Here is a 19,654-nt window from a genome sequence, read left to right on the forward strand (position 1 = left end):
TGCCCGGTAGGTTGCGCCAATGACCGGATCCCCGATTGCCCCCGGATTGCTATGGCGTCCCGGTGCCGTAGGCCGCCCGGAAACGCCCGGCGAGATAGGTCAGTTCGCTCGGGAGATCGTAGAGATCCGGCGACACGATCCACTGGTAGCTGAGACCGAACACCGCCGAGCCGATGTCATTGGTGGCGCGATCGAGGTCGATATCGGCGCGGACCGAACCGTCGCGCAGTCCCTTTTCCAGTCCGGCGATTACCTTGGCGCGGCCCTGATCGATGTTGTGCCGTACTCGGTCTCGCAGTGCCGAGGTCGCCTTGACGGCCTCGAAGGTCGCGACGAACATCGCACGCAGGAAGTCGGGGTCCTCGGCATGTAGCTGCTGGACGTGCGTGACATGCGAGATGGCCTGTTCGAGGCCGGGATCCCCGGGGTCGAGGTCCGGGGTGAGACGGCGGATGTAGTCGTGCTCGAAGAAGGCGTCGAGGATCGCCTCCTTGTTCCCGAACCGGGCGTGCACCATCGCCCGACTGTACCCGGCACGCCTGCTGATCTCGGCGGCCGTGGTTGCCTCCCAGCCTTTTTCGACGATGAGTTCGGCCGCGGCCTCGACCAGCCGACGGTTGGAGACCGCCACGCGCTGGGGTTGACTCATTCCTCGGGTGGGTGACGGCACCATTGCATATTAGACGCTCGACAACTAACTTGTGTGTTCAGTGTCGAGAACTTCATCGGAGGGGTGTGGGGCGTGAGCGATCCACGTGCGCTGGACGAACTGGGCTACTACCTGCTGGCCGGCGCCGGCGGGGAGGGGCCGGCCACCCTGATGGACGAGACCCGTGCGGGTGAGGCGCTGGGGCTGGGGACCGCATTCATCTCCGAACGCTGGAACGTCAAGGAGGCGTCGTCGCTGGTCGGCGCCGCGTGCGCGGTGAGCGATCGCATGCAGATCGCCACGGCGGCAACCAATCACAACACCCGTCACCCGCTGATCACCGCGTCGTGGGCGACGACGATGCACCGGCTCTCCGGTGGACGGTTCACTCTCGGGCTCGGTCGTGGGATCGCCGCGATGTACAAGGCATTCGGGGTCCCCGCGGTGACCACGGCGCAGATGGAGGATTTCGCCCAGGTGATGCGGCGACTATGGCACGGCGAGTTGATCTTCGGTCACGACGGCCCCATCGGGAAGTACGACCTGCTGTTCCTGGACCCGGACTTCGACGAGGACATCCGGCTGGCCGTGGTGGCCTTCGGTCCGCAGACCCTGGCCCTCGGCGGCCGTGAGTTCGACGACGTCATCCTGCACACCTATTTCACTCCGGAAACGTTGCAGCGCTGCGTACGAACAGTGAAGGAGGCCGCCGAGCAGGCGGGCCGTGATCCGGACAGTGTGCGCGTCTGGTCGTGCTTCGCGACCGTCGGAGATCATCTGTCCGAGGAGCTGCGGATGAAGAAGACAGTGGCGCGGCTGGCCACGTATCTACAGGGTTACGGCGACTTGCTGGTGAAGACCAACGATTGGGATCCGGCCGTGCTGCAGCATTTTCGGGACGATTCGGTGGTCCAGTCGATTCCCGGTGGGATCGATCACAAGGCGAGCGCCGATCAGATCGAGCACATCGCCACGCTCCTTCCCGACGAGTGGCTGGAGCCGTCGGCGACGGGGTCGCCGGAGCAGTGCGCCGCCCGCATCCGTCAGGAGTTCGAGTACGGCGCCGATGCGCTGATCATGCACGGCGCGACCCCCGCCGAGCTCGAGCCGGTGGTGACGGCCTACCGCGCGGGAGACAGGTGACCGACCATCAGGTGTCGTCCTCGCGCACCACGATCCGCTTCGGATACACGCGCCGCGAATGCGCGGGTGCGAATCCGATCTGACCGAAATCCACGGATTCGTCACCGCGATAGACGAGCTCAAAGGACATCAAGGTCGACGGGACGGCCATGTACCGCATCGCAGCCCGGACGAACGAGGTCCAGTGGATCAGCTCGCCTTCGGTGAGGAAACCACCCGCGACCGCCTGCGGTCGGCCGGGTTCGGCGGTGCCGGTCGCCAGGAAGACCTCACCCAGGCCCGCGGTGACCTGCGCCCCGACCATCGCACTCTGGAGATACCAATGTGCGCCCGCCACGACCGAGGAGTGATGTCCGCCGTGCTGAGCGGCGCACCAGGCGTAGTGGAGATCGAGCGCGTCGAGGGCCTCGTCTTCGCTGAAGAACACATCGCGCTCGCCGATGGTGGCGGGTAGTTCGTCGGCCTGCTCGGTCGGCCGGGCGAGCAAGAAGTACGCCGCCCGTGACGAGGCGATGGCGTGCGCGGGCTCGCGGCGACCCTCGGCACTGTCGTCAGTCATCACTCGAGTATTGCCGACTCAGCAGCGTCAGCACTGTGATCGCACCGTCCTTGTCGAGCGGGTCGTTGCCGTTTCCGCACTTCGGCGACTGCACGCACGACGGGCATCCGCTCTCGCACCGGCAACTCGACACGGCGTCACGTGTCGCGGCGATCCAGGTCTCGAACGCCGCGAATCCCCGGTCGGCGAAGCCCGCCCCACCCATGTAGCCGTCGTAGACGAAGACGGTGGGCAGACCGGTGTCGGGGTGCTGATTGGTCGAGAGCCCGCCGATGTCCCAGCGGTCGCAGGAGGCGACGAGTGGGAGCAGCCCGATCGCGGCATGCTCGGCGGCGTGCAGTGCTCCGGGGAACAGGCCGACGGGTATGCCGGCCTCCTCCAGCGCTTCCGGTGTGAGCGTGTACATCACCGCGCGGGTACTCAGCGTCTGCGGCGGCATGTCGAGTTCCACCGAATCGAGCACCTCGCCCGACAACAGCGTGCGGAGGTACCCGACCACCTGATGGGTCACGTCCACAGACACCAGTGCGACGGTCAGCGGACCGCAGGTGCGGCGTGCCACCACGTCGGTGATCGTCACATCGGTGGTCTCGCGGGCGGAGGTGGTCCAATCGGGTTCCTCCGGATGTGCCAGGGCCAGACCGTCGGTCAGGTCGAGCTCGTCGACGACGTAGGACTCACCCTGGTGGATGTGCAACGCGCCGGGGTGGACGGTCGACATGGCGCGGCCCGAGTCGACGGTGCCGAGTAGCTGGGAGGTGGTGGTGTCGACGATCAGGACCTGGCCGCCGATGCCTCCGCGGATGTCGATGTCGGCGTGTGGCTCGACGCCGGCCGCCACATACCAGCCCGCCTTGCGGCGCTTCAGCATCCCGTCGGCCGCCAGCCCCGCCGCCGCGTCGACGGCTCCCCATGCCTCGATCTCGCTGTCCTGCAGCGGCAGCTCGGCGGCAGCGCACAACAGGTGTGGGGTCACGATGTACGGATTGGTCGGATCGGTCACCGTCGCCTCGACCGGGCGCCCGAGCAGCGCCTCCGGGTGGTGCACGAGGTAGGTGTCCAGCGGATCGTCGCGGGCGACGAGCACCACCAGCGAATCCCCCGAGGTGCGTTGCCGCCCGGCGCGACCCGCCTGCTGCCAGAAGGAGGCGACGGTACCGGGATAACCGCCCACGATGACCGCGTCGAGACCACTGATGTCGACACCGAGTTCGAGCGCGTTGGTGGTCGCCACCCCGATGAGGTCGCCGTCGGAGATCGCCTGCTCCAGGCGGCGGCGGTCATCGGCGAGGTATCCGGCGCGATACGCCGCGACCCGCTCGACCAATTCCGGTGCGGTCTGCGACAACAGGTGACGTGCTTGGCGTGCGGTGAGCTCCACGCCGCGGCGACTGCGCTGGAAGCAGAGGGTTCGCGCTCCCTCGACGACGAAATCGGCCAGCAGCCGGGCGGATTCGGAGCCTGCCGAACGACGTACGGGCGCGCCGTTCTCGCCGGTCACGGCGGGCAGGAAGTCGGGCTCCCACAGCGCGACCGTACGTTCGCCGCGAGGTGAGCCGTCCTCGGTGACGGCGATCGCCGGTTCGCCGATCAAGCGGGTCAACGCTTCTGCCGGTTCGGCCATGGTCGCGCTGGTGCCGATCACCACCGGATTCCCGCCCGCAGATCGGGCGATCCGGAGCAGACGCCGCAAGACCAGCGCCGTGTTGGAGCCGAAGACGCCCCGGTAGTGGTGACATTCGTCGATCACGATGTAGCGGAGATGGCGGAAGAAGTGCCGCCATCGAGCGTGCCCGGAGAGAATGCCGATGTGCAGCATGTCCGGATTGGTGAAGATCCACCGTGAGTGCGCGCGTGCCCACTGCCTGATCTCCACATCGGTATCGCCGTCGTAGGCGCACGGCTGCAGATGGGTGAACTCCCGATGTCCGGTGAGTAACGAACTCACCGAACGGATCTGATCGGCACCCAGCGCTTTGGTTGGTGAAAGATACAGCGCTGTCGAATTCGGATCCTTCGACAGCGTGGTCAATATGGGTAACTGGTACGCCATCGATTTACCGGAAGCGGTTCCCGTACAGAGCGCGACATGATTTCCGCGATAAGCGAGATCGGCGGCCGACACCTGATGTGTCCACGGTTCATCGATTCCGGAATCGATGAAGGCGGTCACCAATTCTGGCGGGACCCACTCCGGCCACCTGGCGAAAGAAGCTGTCCGCGAGTCTATTACCGACATGTGGGTGAGGCACGACGCCATCGCGTCGGTGCCTGCCATGCTCTGGCGGAGGAGTTCGGACCCGAATGTGAGATTCTGCATTGTTGGTGACTCAATCGTCGACGGCGTTCGCCAACGTGGACCCTGATGTTACTGCGAGATGTCCGCGCGAGCGAAAATGACCAGGTTTTTACGCAGTTTGGTTGGGGTGACTATCGCAGGCGGGCCGAACATGATTGACTAGTGGCGGTCGCAGCTTTCGTGAGGCGCCGGACAGCCGGTTGCGCAGCGAGATCGTGTTGTGGCCGTGGTACTGAGGCTGGTTTTCGCGGGTTCTCCGCAGGGGTCCATCGAGGTATGGCGGTCGGAACCGACCACGACACGAGACCCATCGTGTCGCGTCTGTTGGAATGTATGTAAAGGATTGCAGTAATGGCACAGGGAACTGTGAAGTGGTTCAACGCGGAAAAGGGCTTCGGCTTCATCGCACCTGATGAGGGGTCCGACGACGTGTTCGTCCACTACTCCGAGATCCAGGGATCCGGTTTCCGCACTCTCGAAGAGAACCAGCGGGTCGAGTTCGAGGTCGGTCAGGGCACCAAGGGCCCGCAGGCCACCGGTGTTCGCGCCGTCTAGGAGTCACCTCCTGCAAGCTGCGAAGCACGCTTGAGCGAAGCCGCTCCCGGTCACCGTCACGGTGACCGGGAGCGGCTTTTCGTCGTGCTGTCGAAGTGAGTGGAACGCCCGTCTGTTGCGCCACCCGTCTGTTGCGTCTGCGCCACCCGTCTGTTGCGTCACGCAGTAACCTCTGTGATGTGGGCCAGTTGTCGTTCTTTTCGGCGCAGATCGATCAGCCCGCGTACGACGATCTGGCGGGTCTGCTGGCCACCAACGGCCAAGCGGTCCGCTCCGATGCCGGTACGCGGGTGTCTGTGGTCGTGGCCGACAGGTGGCGCGCCACGGCGATCGTCGAGGAGATCGCGGCCACCGGTCTGGCGGTCGAGATCGTCACCTCCGACGAGGGCAATCCGATCGCTCGGACCGGGCACAGCCATCAGCTCGACGGGTTGCACCGGCGATGGTCGGCCGGAGCGGTCAAGGCGATGCCCGCCGGGTGGGTGCCGTCGCCCCGCGCGCTGCGCCTCTGGACGATCGCCGGCGGTGAACGTGAGGGGGAGCGGTACCTCCTCGGTCTCGATGCCCACGCGCTCGACACACACGCGATGCTGGCGACCGCACTCATGCGGGTCGGTGTTGCGCCGACCCTGGTCGGGACCCGCGGTCAGTCGCCCGCCCTGCGGATCGCGGGGAAGCGCCGCCTCACCCATCTGCTCGAGTACGTCGGTGAGGCGCCGGCACTCCCCGGCGCGGCCGAACACTGGCCCATCGTCACCGGAATCTGACCGAACACCCCCGACAGACCCGAAATTCACGGAAATCCCGTGACCTGGGGTTATGGGCTGACCGTGGCGCAATTTGTCACACTGGGACTTTGAGAAGGGAATCCAGATGTGCAGATGACGCTATATATAAGGTACAAACCTCAACGAGCAGCGATAGCGAAGTAAGGACGCCCGGTGGCCGATACCAGCACCGCATCTCCCGCGAACGGGAGCACGATTCGACGATTGGTCATCGTCGAGTCGCCGACCAAGGCCCGCAAGATCGCGGGTTACCTGGGGGCGAACTACGTCGTCGAGTCCTCTCGTGGTCACATCCGCGACCTCCCTCGCGGTGCCGCCGATGTTCCGGCCAAGTACAAGGGTCAGCCGTGGGCGCGCCTCGGGGTGAACGTCGACGACAACTTCGAACCGCTCTATGTGGTCTCCGCCGACAAGAAGTCCACGGTCACCGAGCTGAAGTCACTGATGAAAGATGTCGACGAGCTCTACCTCGCGACAGACGGTGACCGTGAGGGCGAGGCCATCGCCTGGCATCTGCTGGAGACGCTGAAGCCGAAGATCCCGGTCAAGCGGATGGTCTTCCACGAGATCACCGAGCCGGCGATCCGCGCGGCCGCCGAGAATCCGCGCGACCTCGACAACGACCTCGTCGACGCCCAGGAAACCCGCCGCATCCTCGACCGTCTCTACGGCTACGAGGTGTCACCGGTGCTGTGGAAGAAGGTCATGCCGAAGCTGTCGGCGGGCCGTGTGCAGTCCGTGGCCACCCGGATCATCGTCGACCGGGAACGCGAGCGGATGGCGTTCGTCTCCGCCGACTACTGGGACATCGCCGCCACCATGGATGTCGGCGCCGAGAGCAGTTCGACGCCCAGGACCTTCGGGTCCCGGCTGGTGTCGGTCGACGACGCCCGGGTCGCGACCGGCCGTGATTTCGACGCGCGCGGCGTCCTGAAGAAATCCGACGGCGTCATCGTGCTCGACGGCGCGCGCGCAACCGGCCTCGCCGACGCCCTCGACGGTGCCGACATGTCGGTGACCTCGGTCGAGGAGAAGCCGTACACCCGCCGCCCCTATGCGCCGTTCATGACGTCGACATTGCAGCAGGAGGCCGGACGCAAGCTGCGGTTCTCCTCCGATCGCACGATGCGGATCGCGCAGCGCCTGTACGAGAACGGTTTCATCACCTACATGCGTACCGACTCGACGACGCTGAGCGAGTCGGCGATCAACGCGGCCCGCGGCCAGGCGCGCGAGCTGTACGGCGAGTCGTTCGTGCATCCGACGCCGCGTCAGTACACGCGCAAGGTCAAGAACGCGCAGGAAGCCCACGAGGCGATCCGGCCCGCGGGTGAGACCTTCCGGACCCCTGGCCAGGTCGCGGGTCAGCTCGAGACCGATGAGTTCCGGCTGTACGAGCTGATCTGGCAGCGGACCGTCGCATCGCAGATGGCCGACGCCAAGGGCACCACGATGAGTCTGCGGATCAGTGGCACGGCGTCGACGGGGGAGCGATGCACATTCGCCGCGTCCGGCCGCACGATCACGTTCCCGGGCTTCCTGTCGGCCTACGTCGAGACCGTCGACGAGCAGACCGGCGGGCAGGCCGACGACGAGGAGAACCGTCTCCCGAACCTCACCGAGGGTCAGGCACTGACGGCGACCTCGCTGACCGCTGACGGGCATTCCACCAATCCGCCCGCGCGCTTCACCGAGGCGTCGCTGGTCAAGGTGCTCGAGGAACTGGGGATCGGCAGGCCGTCGACGTACGCATCGATCATCGGCACCATCCAGGACCGTGGCTACGTGGTGAAGAAGGGCAACGCCCTGGTGCCGTCGTGGGTCGCGTTCGCGGTCGTCGGGCTGCTCGAGGCGTACTTCGAGAATCTCGTCGACTACGACTTCACCGCCTCGCTCGAGGACGACCTCGACCAGATCGCCAGCGGCAACGCCAACCGCACCCGCTGGCTGACCGAGTTCTACTTCGGCGACGATGCCGGGGCCGAGGCGCCCGAGGGATCGGAAGCGTCCGGATCCGACATCGCCAAACACGGCGGGCTCAAAAAGCTGGTCGGCGTCAACCTCGAGGAGATCGACGCCCGCGAGGTCAACTCGATCCGCCTGTTCGACGACGAAGAGGGTCGGCCCGTCTACGTCCGTGTCGGTCGTTACGGGCCGTACCTCGAGCGCAACGTTGCCCAGGCGGGTGCGGAACCGGATCTCAAGCGCGCCAACCTGCCTGCCGACATCACACCGGACGAGTTGACGCTCGCCGTCGCGGAGAAGTTGTTCGCGACGCCGCAGGAGGGGCGAACCCTCGGTGTCGATCCGCAGTCCGGCCACGAGATCGTCGCGAAGGAAGGCCGATTCGGTCCGTACGTGACCGAGATCCTGCCGTCGGACGACGACGATGACACCGGCAGCGCGCCTGCCACGGTCCCCGCGGGGCCGACGCCGCGCGACGGCGACACCGGCGGCGAGGTCGTTCACCTCGACGACGCGCCGACCGGCGGTGGCGGAACCGGCACCAAGACCGCTAAGAAGGCCCCTGCGAAAAAGGCCCCTGCGAAAAAGGCCCCCGCGAAAAAGGCCGCCAAGAAGGCCGGTCCGAAACCGCGGACGGGATCGCTGTTCAAAACGATGGACATCTCCACGGTCACCCTCGAGGATGCGCTCAAGCTGCTCTCACTGCCGCGGGTGGTCGGAGTCGATCCGGAGTCCGGCGACGAGATCACCGCACAGAACGGCCGCTACGGGCCGTATCTCAAGAAGGGCACCGACTCGCGGTCGCTGACCAATGAGGAACAGCTCTTCGAGATCACCCTCGACGAGGCGCTGAAGATCTACTCCGAGCCCAAGCGCCGGGGTCGCCAGGCCGCCGCTCCGCCGTTGCGTGAACTGGGCAACGACTCGGTCAGTGAGAAGCCGATGGTGATCAAGGACGGCCGTTTCGGTCCGTATGTCACCGACGGTGAGACCAACGCCAGCCTGCGCAAGGGTGACGAGGTCGACTCGATCACCCCGGAGCGGGCGATGGAACTGCTGGCCGACCGTCGGGCGCGTGGACCCGTGAAGAAGCGCGCCGCGAAGAAGGCCCCGGCCAAGAAGACGGCTGCGAAGAAGACCGCTGCGAAGAAGACAACCGCGAAGAAGGCCCCGGCCAAGAAGACAACCGCGAAGAAGGCCCCGGCCAAGAAGGCGACCGAGTAGGTCCCCCGCGGGTCTCTCCCTCCCGCCGGTCGAGTACGACCGAGCCGCTCCTCCCCGCCGGTCGAGTACGACCGAGCCGCTAGGCGAGGGAGGTATCGAGACCACTTGTGCCGCAGGAGGTCTCGATACGGTGCTCGCCTATCGGCTCGCACCTACTCGACCGGCGGGGGTAGCGGCTCGCGCCTACTCGACCGGCGAAGAGGGCGGCCCCGCCTACTCGGCAACCGGTGGTCGGTCCTGGTCGGCGGTCTGCTCAGTCCCCATCGGCTCGAGAAGCGGACGTGCGAGCAGCGTCTCGATACCGCGACCGCGGAGTTCGACGCCCTCGCCGATCTCCCAGTTCTCCGACTCCTCCTGCGACGCGAGGAACACGGCGCGTGCGCTGCCGAGTACTCGGCTCGGTTCGTCCTTGGCGAGTTCGGTGAGTCGCGCGGCCTCGTTGACCGGGTCGCCGATCACTGTGTACTCGAGACGTTGCTCGGAGCCGATGTGGCCGGCGATCGCCTTGCCCGCCGACACCCCGATCCCGATGTCGGTGTCACCCAGGGTGCGGTACAGCTCGGTGCGTAGCTCACGAGCCGAGGCGAGGGCACGTCCGGCGAAGTCCTCGAGGTCGAGCGGCGCACCGAAGATGGCCAGCGCCGCGTCACCCTGGAACTTGTTGACGAAGCCGCCGTGGCGGCCGACGACGGCGACCACCACGCGGAAGAACTCGTTGAGCAACTCGACCACCTCGCGTGGCGGCCGGTTCACCGCCAGCCGCGTCGACCCCACGATGTCGACGAACAGCACACCCACGTAGCGTTCCTGGCCACCGAGTTCGGTGCCGGTCTCGATCGCCCGCCGCGCCACGTCCTCACCCACGTACCGGCCGAACAGGTTGCGTAGTTGTTGTCGCTCACGCAGGTCGGCGACCATGTCGTTGAAGCCGGCCTGCAGCAGACCGAGATCGCTGCCGTCATAGATCCGGACCGCGACGTTCAGGTTGCCCGCCGACACCTGGCTCTGGGCGCGCCGCAACTGTTTGATCGGATCGTTGATCGCGGCGACCACACGGACGATCGCGATGACGCTGAATGCGAGCGCCGCACCCGACATCCACAGGATCGGTCGCTGCAGCCCGGCCGGATCGGTCGCGATCCAGCCGAGCCGTTGCAGGGTGATCAGTCCGATGATGACCGCAAGCGGAGCGACGACGCTGATCACCCAGAACACCGCGATGCGGGTGGTCACGCTCGGCGCGACCACCCCGTCGGGCTCGTTCGCCATCGCGGCCACCGTGATGGGTCGCAACACCTTCTCGGCCTGCATGTACGAGAGGACGCAGGTGATCATCGCGCCGATGGCGCTGGCCATGCCCACGATGAAGGCGTCCCGGTGGGAGACCGCGAAATTGACCAGGGTGAACAGCACCCCACCGACCAGCCACAGACCGGCGTTGACCACCGACAGCAGGTAGGGGAGTTTGAGCGCGCGCCGTCGCGCGTTCTCGTTGTCCAGGCGCGTGCGCCGCCGATGCCACACCAGTACCGGCAGCGACAGTTGGATGCTCAGGAACGCGCCGACCAGCATCGCGCCGACGAGGTAGACGGCGAAGATCACCTGATTGAGCGCGGTGATCTCGTCGAGCCGGATCGAATCCTCCATCGGCATCCCGAAACGGAGGAACGCGAAGGTGAACAGGGCGCCGACCACATTTGCCCTCAGCATGTCGAGGGCAAGGATCGGCCACGGTGTGTGCACGAGCCAACGGGCCAGATGCAGGCCCTTTGACCACCGAGACCGCCGTTCAATCACGTCACAACGGTAGCTGTCTGCTTGCAATTGTTAAACACATGCAGCCCGGTGGGAGGTGTCTGAGCAGCACATTAGGGTGGCGGTGTGACGAATGTCTTCAGCCGTTTGATCGGCCAGGTCGCCGTGGCCGAGGAACTGCAGGCAGCGGCCCACGCCGCCCGTGGTGTGGCCGCACGACTCGACAAGGGCGATTCCGCCGCCGCCGAACCGGACGACGACCGATTCGCGAGTCGGTCCCGGGCGGCGATGACCCACGCATGGCTGTTCACCGGCCCGCCCGGCAGCGGTCGTTCGGTGGCCGCGACGTGTTTCGCCGCAGCGCTGCAATGCCACGCCGAGGACGAGGTCGGTTGCGGCGAGTGCCGCGCCTGTGTCACCGCGATGGCGCAGACCCATGCCGACATCCGGCACGTCGTCCCCCAGGGGCTGAGTCTGTCGGTGCACGAAGCGCGTGACGTGGTGCAGGCCGCGGCGCGGCGCCCGGGGACCGGCCGCTGGCAGATCGTCATCGTCGAGGACGCCGATCGGCTCACCGAGCAGGCGGCGAATGCCCTCCTGAAAGCGGTCGAGGAGCCGGCGTCCCGGACGGTCTTCCTGCTGTGCGCGCCGTCGGTCGACCCGGAGGACATCTCGGTCACCCTGCGGTCGCGGTGTCGGCACGTCGCCCTCACCACGCCGGGGCCGGCCGACATCGAGCGGGTCCTGATCGACCGCGACGGCATCGAACCGCAGCGGGCGGCCTGGGCGGCGGGCGTGTGCGGAGGTCACGTCGGCCGGGCTCGGCGGCTGGCCACCGACGACGATGCTCGGGCCCAGCGTGAGAAGGCCCTCGGGCTCGCGCGGGCCGCCACTCGGGATTCGACGGCGTACGCCGCTGCGGAGTCGTTGGTGAAGTCCGCGGAGGAGGCCGCCAAGGCCATCAGTGCCGAACTCGACGAACCCGAGACCGAGGAGATGCGGACGGCGCTGGGCGCGGGCGGCACCGGCAAGGGCACCGCCCGACCGCCCCGTGGGAGCGCTGGTGCATTGAAAGAGTTGGAGCGACGGCAGAAGTCGCGGGCCACCCGGGTCTCCCGCGACATGCTCGACCGCGCGCTGGTCGATCTCGCCGCTCTCTTCCGCGATGCGTTGGTGGTGTCGGTCGGTGCCTCGGTGACCGCGATGCACCCGGACAAGGCGGATCTGGTCGGCGGGATGGCGCACTACGCGTCGCCCGAGCGTCTCCTGCGGTGTGTCGAGGCCGTCCTGGACTGTCGGACCGCCCTCGACGTGAACGTGAAACCGAAGTTCGCGGTCGACGCGATGGTGGCCAAGATCGGTCTGGCGATGAACTCGGGTAGGTGAACCTCAAGCGCTGACCGATGGGCCTGCCGCGCCGACCTGCATCGCGATGTCGAGCAGGTCGCGGGCCGGGCCGCGCAGCGAGATGTGGGGAGTCCACACCGCGCGCAGGGGACGCACCATGCGAAGGCCTGCCACGTCGACGCGGACCAGGCGGCCCGCGGCGATGTCGTCGTCGACGGAGAGACGCGACAGGACTGCGGCGCCCGGAGACGTCAGCACCGACGACCGGATCGCGGTGACCGAGCGGAGTTCGATGAGCGGATCGGCCGGCGTGACGCCCGAATCACGCAGTGTGGCTTCGAAGGTGACGCGGGTGCCGGACCCGGGTTCGCGTTGGATCAGTGGTGTGGCCGCGAGTTCGTCGAGGCCGACACTCCGACCGTCGGCCCATGGATGGCCGGGCGCCGCGACGACGACGAGTTCGTCGCGGGAGACCACCGCGCTGTCGAGATCGCCTGTCGGACCGGGGCTCTCGATGAATCCGAGGTCGGCCTTGCCGGCGTGGACGGTCTCGATGACCTCGGCCGAGTTCATCGGGCGCACCGAGATCTTGACGTCGCTGCGATGTGCGAGGGTGCTGATCCAAAGTGGTATCAGGTATTCGGAGACCGTCTTCGACGCAGCGACCACCAGCGTCGCGTGCCGGGCGCCGACAAGCGCGTCGACGCCGGCCATGAATTGGGTCGCCCGCTCGACGAGTGCGTTCGCCCATTCCAGCACCGCCATGCCGTTCGCGGTGACGTCGACTCCGCCGGTTGAGCGGATGAAGATCTCGACACCCAGCTCGCGTTCGACCCCCCGCACACGGGCGCTCACCGCCTGCTGGCTGATGCCGAGGTCCCGTGCGGCGGCGCCCATGCTGCCGAGCCGGGCGACGGTCACCACGACGTCGAGCGCGGGGATGTCAGGGAGCCGACGTTGCACCATGCGTTGACCTTCTGTCCCAGATGGCACCTGAGCGCATCGTCGCGCCGAGGACAACCCCGGCCGGCCGCTGTCGTGTCATCTGGGACAGCGACGGACTGCGGTCACTTGTCCGTCGCCGATCCGCCGCCTTCGGTGTCGTCGGACGGGGTCGCGGCATCGGTGTCGCCGTCACCGTCGGTGGAGTCTGCGGACGCGTCGTCCTCCTCACGGAGCGCGTCATAGCCGTCGACGCCCTCGAGGACGGTGAGTTCCTGATCGAACGCAGCGGAGGCGGCCTTCGCTTCCTCTTTGATCTTGTTGATGAAGTCCGACATCGTGTTCTCCTTGCCACCTCGCCCGGCCGCTCGACCGGTGGTCCCGACACCACTATAAGGACGTCTGGAGTCTTTCGAGAATGACCGAAGTCTTCGGGGCAGGGGCTCCCTGGCCCGCGCGCGTCACCTTGATGGAGCCGCCCAGGAGAATCGAACTCCTGACCTATTCATTACGAGTGAATTGCTCTACCGACTGAGCTAGGGCGGCGTGCTGCGCAAGGCAGCGCACACGAGTGTAGCGAGCCCCGAGGACAAGGACAAAACCAGTCGAACGACCGACTGCGCAGCAATACGTTCTTGGTAAGGTGCCCAGGTCAGACTGCGTTGGGGGATCGATGGCAATCTTCAGTGTCGAGCCGGGTCAACTGTCGGCCGCGGCGGCGAAGCTCGATGGCTTGGCGGGCGAGATTCGCGAGCTAGAGCTCGGAACCAAGATGTCGGTGCTCGGCGAGGCCATCCCGGACACGCCGAACTGCGCGTCGCCGATCAAACCCGTCGCTGCCGGGGCTGACCAGACGGTGACGACGTCGCTCAGCAATTGCGGGGGTCAGGTCGAGGCGTTCGGCGCGTTGGTGCGGGCCGCCAAGTCCGTCACCGAGTCGACCGACGACTTCAATTCGACCAGGTTCTCGGACGCGGGTGAACTACCGAGCGTCGAGCCGTGGAATCCCGGCAATGTGCCAGCTCCGTCCACACCGCCGGGGAATTGATCCGTGACCACACCCGCTCGATCCGACGTCGACATGTGGTTTCCCCACCAGATGCTGCCCGTCGCTGCCTCCCTCCGGTCGGTCGCCGGTTCATTGGAGACCAAGTCAGGACCGATTCGCAACGCGGTGGTGTCCGACATCGACCGCACCACCGGCTGGGTCGGTCACAGCCGCGCGTCAGCGGACGATCGCGCCGAGGCCGAAAAGAAGTGGCTGACCAATCTGTCAGACAACTTCGAAGATGTGGCGACGGCCATCGAGCAGGGTTGCGCGAACATCGCCAACCAGAAGACCGCTCTCGACGCTTTGCAGAACGGTGCGCTCGATGCCGGGTACCAACTCGGATCCACCGGGGACACCAATTGGACGTTGAAGCGTAAGGAAGGCGAAGAAGAGAAGGACGGCGACGCCGCTGCGATGGAGTCGTGGCGAACGAGGTTGGTCGCGCAGGCAAACGAGGTCTTTCACGCGGTGCAGGCGGCGGCGAGTTCGCTGCAATCCGAACTCGGACAGCTGACAACCCTGACCCCCGCGTCTTTGGCACTCAACGGGACCATGGGTGCACGGGACGCGGGCATGGCGAAAGGCGGCTACACGCCCGAGGAACTGCGGACGATCGGCCAACATCTCAAGGACGCTCAACTCACGCCCGAACAGATCAAGGCGCTCATGGACGGCAAGATGGCCGACGTGCCGCCTGGTGTCGTGTCGTACTTGCGCAACATGTTCGGCGGATTGAGCCCAAAGGACGCGTTGGCGCTGAGGTATGGGCTGGACGCCGGCGACCCGGCGGCGGGCACCGCGTTCGCCGACGGACTCAATACGCTCGGAAACGAGAAAGTCTCGGGCGGAGGTACTTCGGGCGGATACGACGAGCTGCCCGGATGGATGAAGGACATCGTCGGCGAGCGCGTTCCCGGAGATCGGGGTAGCGACCAGTTCGCCAACTACTTTGCGCGTTCGTTCGCGCTCGGTCAGCTGTTCAATGGAGCGACGACACAACCCGGCACCAAGCTGGGCACTCAGCTCGAACTCAAGTCGGCTGACCTTGCAGATCTCGCCAGGTCGAACCCGCAATATCAGGTCACGATGTCGGATCTACTCGTGCAGCACAGCATGTGGGGTGAGGCCAACGGCCTTCAGGATCCGGCTCATCCGAACGTGAGTGACGACCCGGCGGCGGCCTTCAAGGACCGATATGACGACACCATGCGGAGTCTGCTGAATGCAGGTGCGTTGAACCACGAATCATCGACCGCAATCTTGACCGGTCATGGCGGTGCCGATGCAGGGCTACCGGCGGGGTACGACTCGAGCCGGACTCTTCAGGTCCTCTACGGGTTCCATTGGGAAGATCGTGGCTCCACAGTCGGCCACCTGACCGATTGGATCGATGATTACGCGGGCGATCAAGGAAACAGCTACCGTGCCGGGCTGTCGGCGGACGCGTTCCGAGGGATGTACGACTTCACCACCGACTCGAAGAATTTCACGTCCCTGATGGATATGTCCGGCGCCCATTCCGGGTCGTTGGGCGATGTGAATCCAGAATTGGCCAAGTCTCTTGAAGAGGCCACCCGCCCCTACTTGAACGTCCTTGGTGGTGGCAACCCCGCCAACTACGGTTTCAGCGACGAGGCAACCAGACATCTCCTGCACCTCGGGGGCGACAGCCCGGAAATTGCCAACGACCGGGACATGCAGGATCAAGTGCGGCGGCTTTTCGGGGTCATCTCATCGGGCGACGATGCCCAGGCCGATCTCATCCGGGACATCGGAATTCAGCAGGCGCACAACGCCGAGCACGTTCCGCTCGCGCTGTCCGAAGGGCGCGGGTTCGCGGGCGATCTCGCGGCGCGTAACGGGTGGTTGCAGAGTCTGTTGCGGGACGGTGTGATGGCCGACCAGTTGGACGACTGGCATGATGCCCATCCCGGAAACGACATCGATGACGACGTGGTGAACAACCTGAAGTCCAATACGAAAGACATTGTCACCACAGGGCTTGGTGCCGTTCCGGTGGTCGGAGGTGCGCTTTCGCTGGGTGCCGGTATCGGTATCGACTGGGCGAGTCTGCCTCAGCATGAGGCCGGGGATTCGGGCAATATCCCGACGCATGTGTCTGTTGACGACACACTGCTGGAACAGCATTGGGCGACGTGGGCGGCGACGCATCCGAGTCCGGGCACGGACCCAATCATGAATGAGGTCTTGTTTGGTCCGGATGGAAATCTCAAGCCGCTCGCTTCGGTGCTTGATCAGAACAATTTTGACCATGGGGCCGGTCCGTCCGTCGCGAATGACCAGTTGAGGACCTACTTGGCTGAGCAACTCAGGGCCGGCGGGTACGACCTGACAGACTACGACGGGACGTATCGCGCGAACGCAGGGAACGATAACGACGCACTGGACTACAACGCGTACAAGAAGGATCTGCTGGGTGAGGAATGAAGTGTAAGTCGCTGTTTCTCGTGATTCTCGCTGTCATGTTGGCTGCGTGTGGCGGGCAGGACGAACGACGACCATCGTCGGCGTCAGTGGCAGTCGATCCCGTGTCCGGCTATAGGTTTCCGTCGAGCCTCGGCTCGATGACGACCCTGTGGCAGGCGGAGCCAGAGGTCAACCTGACCGATAGAAACTCCACGGTGGTTCGGGCCTTCTTCGAGTCGCTGTTCATCGCGGAGTGGAGTCGCACGGCGGACGCCTTCCCGGGGTTCGCTGACCTCATTGCCGCAAGTGGCACCCGTGTGTCCGAGACCGACCCGGACCGTGATCACCCTTGGAGCGGTACACGTCGGCTGCTCCTCAGGTCGGTGGCCGTGAGGGGCGACGAGGTGCGGGCCGTCGTATGCGACGATCGCGCTGGAATGTATTTACAGTCGCGGGCCCGTACGCCGAATGTTGTGCCTGACCCATCGTCGTATCTGTACGGACCTGGTGGTCACCGCTACATGGAGAGCGCAATGACCTGGTACCTGGTTATGCGTAAGGCTGGCGACCCTGCCAAGTGGCCACGGAAGGTTGACGAGGGCTCGTCCCGGGCGCCCAATTGGAACGCTTTCGAGGGCTGGAAACTTGTCGACCGGGGATTCGACGCGCCGTGGCAACCCGGGACAGCTTGCGACAAATGGGCACAGCAGAATTATCCGGGCGTCACGGATCCAGGATCACCCGCCAAACGCATGTATCCCAACGGATTCCCCGACCCGACCTTCCAGCCGACCCTCGAGCAGTCGCCCGGGTGGACTCGCGTCGGACAGCCGTGACGCGTGGCGAACTCCCTCCGGATCACCCCCGGAACGATTGGGACGAATCAGCTCGGAACATATGTTGCGGAACAGTTGCGTTCGCGTGGGCTGGATTTGGGGGACTACGACTCGACCTATCAGGGTTATGCAGGAAATGACAATGACGCCATCGACTACAACGCCTACAAGCGGAACCTCTTGGGTGAAGAATGATCCGAATATTGATTCTCGGTATCGCCATGATTGCGCTTGTCGGCGGTTGTGGTGACGCGCCACGGGACGGTCGCGGGGCGGATGCCAGTGCTGCCACGCATTCGGATCGGTTTCCTTCTCGGGCAACGAGTTTCGCGCATCGATCTGTGACGACCGTGGGGGGCTATATCTGAAGGACCGCGTCGGCAAAGGTGGCGCGTCGAGTACCTCGAGCGACAAGCCGGGCGAGGACAAGCGCACATACATGCAGCCCGCGGCCTCGTGGTATGTGGTTGTCCGGCGTAATGACGAGCCTTCGAAGTGGCCGGCGAAGGTCGACATCGGTTCGTCGCGCGCGCCGAACTGGGACGTGTTCTACGGCTGGGGCCTCGTGGAGCGCGGCTTCGATGCACCGTGGAAGTCGGACACAGACTGTGGTCGATGGGCGCAGGAGAACTACCCGGGTGTCATTGATCCGAGCAAGCCGCTGCAACGCATGTATCCCAACGGTTTCCCCGACCCTGCCTTCCAACCAACCCTGGAGCAGTCCCCGGGGTGGACTCGCATCGGACAGCCCTGATGCACCGCGGCCCGTCGGCGGATCACCCCGGATAGTCGTCCCCGCACGGAACCGCCACGTGGTGTGCCGGATCGAGTCCGTTGCGGACCAGCGCCGCAACAGTGGGCGAGTAGGCCATCCCGAGATGCCCGATCTCGGATTCCGGGCACACGTCCTGGACCCGGGTGTTGGTGACGTTCGGTCCCGGGGACATCAGCGAGTTCTGCCACGGCGTGACGATCTCGTCGTGAATGGTCGCCAGGTTGAGGTAGCGGATGTTCGGGTGGCGAGGTCCCCAGTCGTTCTGGCCGGGTTGGCGTGGCGCGGCGGGCAGGCGGTCGGTGATGTTGCTGGTCCGGGAGAAGCCTCGGTTCGGCGCCGAGAGGCCGACGATGGTGTCGATCTGGGCGGCGCGTCCCGGTAGCTGACTCACCAGTTGCGCGATCGCACCACCCTGGGAGTGCCCGACGAAGTCGACCCGCCGGGAGTGCGTCGCCGCCAGGACACGATCGACGAGCGCGGCGACCTGCCGGGCGGACCGGTTCTTGTCTCCCAGCCCGCCGACGTTGCCGCTCCAGCTCGTCAGGCCGTACGTCATGCTGAACACGCAGTATCCGGCATTCGCGAGGGTGGGCGCGAGATACGCCAGGTTGGCGTCCTGATTCAGTGCCGTACCGTGCAGCAGGATCACCGGGTCGCGGCCCGACCGGTCACGACAATCGAAACGGTTGGAGCGGGCCGGGGAGGTGGTGGCCGGTGTGCTGAAACCGGTGGCGATGGCCTGATTGACATCGTTGGTCACCGGGAACGGTGCGGCCGCCGCGATTCCTCCGAATACTGTGGTGACCGCCGTTGCGATGACCATGAGGCCACCGGACAGTCCGAGCCGCTTGAGCGTGCGCATGTGGCCATTCTCCCCCCCCCCGGCGGCCCCTGTCGGTGCGGCAGATCAGGCGGTGGCCAGATCCGGTGCGAGTTGGGTGAGCCGGACACTGTTGCCCGACGGATCGCGGAAACCCGCGTCGATCCCATACGGTCGCTGCTCCGGCGTCTCGGTGAACTCGACGCCCCGCGCGGCGAGTTCCTCGTAGGAGGCCTGGCAGTCCTCGGTGGTGAGGAAGACGGTGCCGGCGAATCCCTTGGCGGTGAGCGCGGCGATCTCCTCCTGTGTGCCTGCGTCGATCATCGGCGGGCCGGGAATGGCCATCAGCACGATGGAGACGTCGTCCTGTCCGGGCGGTCCGACGGTGAGCCACCGGAAGTCGCCCATCTCGTCGAAGCTGACGTCCTGACGGATCTCCATGCCGACCCTGCGTGTCCAGAAATCGAGGGCCTGGTCTTGGTCGTGCACCCAAAGTTGTGCACTGGCAACACGAATCAT

17 protein-coding genes and 1 tRNA gene are annotated in these 19,654 nt (G+C 65.8%); 9 read left to right on the forward strand and 9 right to left on the reverse strand.

Annotated elements, in window-relative coordinates; translation table 11 throughout:
* Nucleotides 1-49: 49 nt before the first annotated feature.
* On the reverse strand, nucleotides 50-649 hold the full coding sequence (locus ACPXCG_RS11685; protein WP_425792150.1) for a TetR/AcrR family transcriptional regulator: 600 nt from the start codon (nucleotides 647-649) through the stop codon (nucleotides 50-52).
* A gap of 93 nt (nucleotides 650-742) precedes the next feature.
* Here ACPXCG_RS11685 and ACPXCG_RS11690 point away from each other — a divergent pair, with 93 nt between their 5' ends.
* Nucleotides 743-1,792 carry a TIGR03857 family LLM class F420-dependent oxidoreductase gene (locus ACPXCG_RS11690; RefSeq protein WP_425792151.1) on the forward strand — a complete coding sequence of 350 codons (1,050 nt, stop codon included), beginning with the start codon at nucleotides 743-745 and terminating at the stop codon, nucleotides 1,790-1,792.
* A 7-nt stretch (nucleotides 1,793-1,799) separates the two neighbouring features.
* On the opposite strand, the gene ACPXCG_RS11695 is transcribed toward ACPXCG_RS11690, so the two are convergent.
* Nucleotides 1,800-2,351, reverse strand: coding sequence for a hypothetical protein (locus ACPXCG_RS11695; RefSeq protein WP_425792152.1), 552 nt, complete (start codon nucleotides 2,349-2,351; stop codon nucleotides 1,800-1,802).
* The gene (locus ACPXCG_RS11700) at nucleotides 2,344-4,671 is read right to left on the reverse strand and encodes a DEAD/DEAH box helicase (protein WP_425792153.1); all 2,328 of its coding nucleotides are present in this window, start codon (nucleotides 4,669-4,671) and stop codon (nucleotides 2,344-2,346) included. Before ACPXCG_RS11700 ends, ACPXCG_RS11695 begins: the two co-directional genes overlap by 8 nt.
* Nucleotides 4,672-5,001: 330 nt before the next feature.
* On the opposite strand from ACPXCG_RS11700, the gene ACPXCG_RS11705 reads away from it, so the two are divergent.
* The 3 genes from ACPXCG_RS11705 (at nucleotide 5,002) to topA (ending at nucleotide 9,182) form a co-directional block, all read left to right on the forward strand.
* Nucleotides 5,002-5,205 (forward strand): cold-shock protein, encoded by a 204-nt coding sequence (locus tag ACPXCG_RS11705; RefSeq protein WP_004022110.1) that lies wholly within the window; start codon nucleotides 5,002-5,004, stop codon nucleotides 5,203-5,205.
* Between the two features lie 179 nt (nucleotides 5,206-5,384).
* Nucleotides 5,385-5,972, forward strand: coding sequence for a hypothetical protein (locus ACPXCG_RS11710; protein WP_425792154.1), 588 nt, complete (start codon nucleotides 5,385-5,387; stop codon nucleotides 5,970-5,972).
* A gap of 174 nt (nucleotides 5,973-6,146) precedes the next feature.
* Nucleotides 6,147-9,182, forward strand: coding sequence for a type I DNA topoisomerase (topA, locus tag ACPXCG_RS11715; protein ID WP_425792155.1), 3,036 nt, complete (start codon nucleotides 6,147-6,149; stop codon nucleotides 9,180-9,182).
* Nucleotides 9,183-9,395: 213 nt separating this feature from the next.
* Here topA and ACPXCG_RS11720 read toward each other — a convergent pair whose 3' ends face one another.
* Nucleotides 9,396-10,892: an adenylate/guanylate cyclase domain-containing protein gene (locus tag ACPXCG_RS11720; protein WP_425792802.1), complete on the reverse strand. Its 1,497-nt coding sequence runs from the start codon at nucleotides 10,890-10,892 to the stop codon at nucleotides 9,396-9,398.
* 171 nt (nucleotides 10,893-11,063) lie between these two features.
* On the opposite strand from ACPXCG_RS11720, the gene ACPXCG_RS11725 reads away from it, so the two are divergent.
* Nucleotides 11,064-12,323 carry a DNA polymerase III subunit delta' gene (locus tag ACPXCG_RS11725; RefSeq protein WP_425792156.1) on the forward strand — a complete coding sequence of 420 codons (1,260 nt, stop codon included), beginning with the start codon at nucleotides 11,064-11,066 and terminating at the stop codon, nucleotides 12,321-12,323.
* Nucleotides 12,324-12,326: 3 nt separating this feature from the next.
* Here ACPXCG_RS11725 and ACPXCG_RS11730 read toward each other — a convergent pair whose 3' ends face one another.
* The 3 genes from ACPXCG_RS11730 to ACPXCG_RS11740 all read right to left on the reverse strand — a co-directional run bounded on the left by ACPXCG_RS11730 (nucleotide 12,327) and on the right by ACPXCG_RS11740 (nucleotide 13,772).
* Entirely contained in the window at nucleotides 12,327-13,250 is a 924-nt protein-coding gene (locus ACPXCG_RS11730; protein ID WP_425792157.1) for a LysR family transcriptional regulator, read from the reverse strand.
* 101 nt (nucleotides 13,251-13,351) lie between these two features.
* Nucleotides 13,352-13,564: a hypothetical protein gene (locus tag ACPXCG_RS11735; RefSeq protein ID WP_425792158.1), complete on the reverse strand. Its 213-nt coding sequence runs from the start codon at nucleotides 13,562-13,564 to the stop codon at nucleotides 13,352-13,354.
* Between the two features lie 132 nt (nucleotides 13,565-13,696).
* A tRNA-Thr gene (locus ACPXCG_RS11740) sits at nucleotides 13,697-13,772 on the reverse strand.
* 127 nt (nucleotides 13,773-13,899) lie between these two features.
* Here ACPXCG_RS11740 and ACPXCG_RS11745 point away from each other — a divergent pair.
* The 4 genes from ACPXCG_RS11745 to ACPXCG_RS11760 all read left to right on the forward strand — a co-directional run bounded on the left by ACPXCG_RS11745 (nucleotide 13,900) and on the right by ACPXCG_RS11760 (nucleotide 18,294).
* Nucleotides 13,900-14,274, forward strand: a complete 375-nt coding sequence (locus tag ACPXCG_RS11745; RefSeq protein ID WP_425792159.1) for a hypothetical protein — start codon at nucleotides 13,900-13,902, stop codon at nucleotides 14,272-14,274.
* 33 nt (nucleotides 14,275-14,307) lie between these two features.
* Nucleotides 14,308-16,725, forward strand: a complete 2,418-nt coding sequence (locus ACPXCG_RS11750; protein ID WP_425792160.1) for a hypothetical protein — start codon at nucleotides 14,308-14,310, stop codon at nucleotides 16,723-16,725.
* Nucleotides 16,726-16,862: 137 nt separating this feature from the next.
* On the forward strand, nucleotides 16,863-17,540 hold the full coding sequence (locus ACPXCG_RS11755; RefSeq protein ID WP_425792161.1) for a hypothetical protein: 678 nt from the start codon (nucleotides 16,863-16,865) through the stop codon (nucleotides 17,538-17,540).
* A gap of 439 nt (nucleotides 17,541-17,979) precedes the next feature.
* The gene (locus ACPXCG_RS11760) at nucleotides 17,980-18,294 is read left to right on the forward strand and encodes a hypothetical protein (protein ID WP_425792162.1); all 315 of its coding nucleotides are present in this window, start codon (nucleotides 17,980-17,982) and stop codon (nucleotides 18,292-18,294) included.
* 22 nt (nucleotides 18,295-18,316) lie between these two features.
* Here ACPXCG_RS11760 and ACPXCG_RS11765 read toward each other — a convergent pair whose 3' ends face one another.
* Nucleotides 18,317-19,138, reverse strand: coding sequence for a lipase family alpha/beta hydrolase (locus ACPXCG_RS11765; protein WP_425792803.1), 822 nt, complete (start codon nucleotides 19,136-19,138; stop codon nucleotides 18,317-18,319).
* A gap of 84 nt (nucleotides 19,139-19,222) precedes the next feature.
* Entirely contained in the window at nucleotides 19,223-19,654 is a 432-nt protein-coding gene (locus ACPXCG_RS11770) for a VOC family protein (RefSeq protein WP_425792163.1), read from the reverse strand.

It is taken from the genome of Gordonia sp. DT218 (genome assembly GCF_049847105.1).
Classification (GTDB): Bacteria; Actinomycetota; Actinomycetes; order Mycobacteriales; family Mycobacteriaceae; genus Gordonia.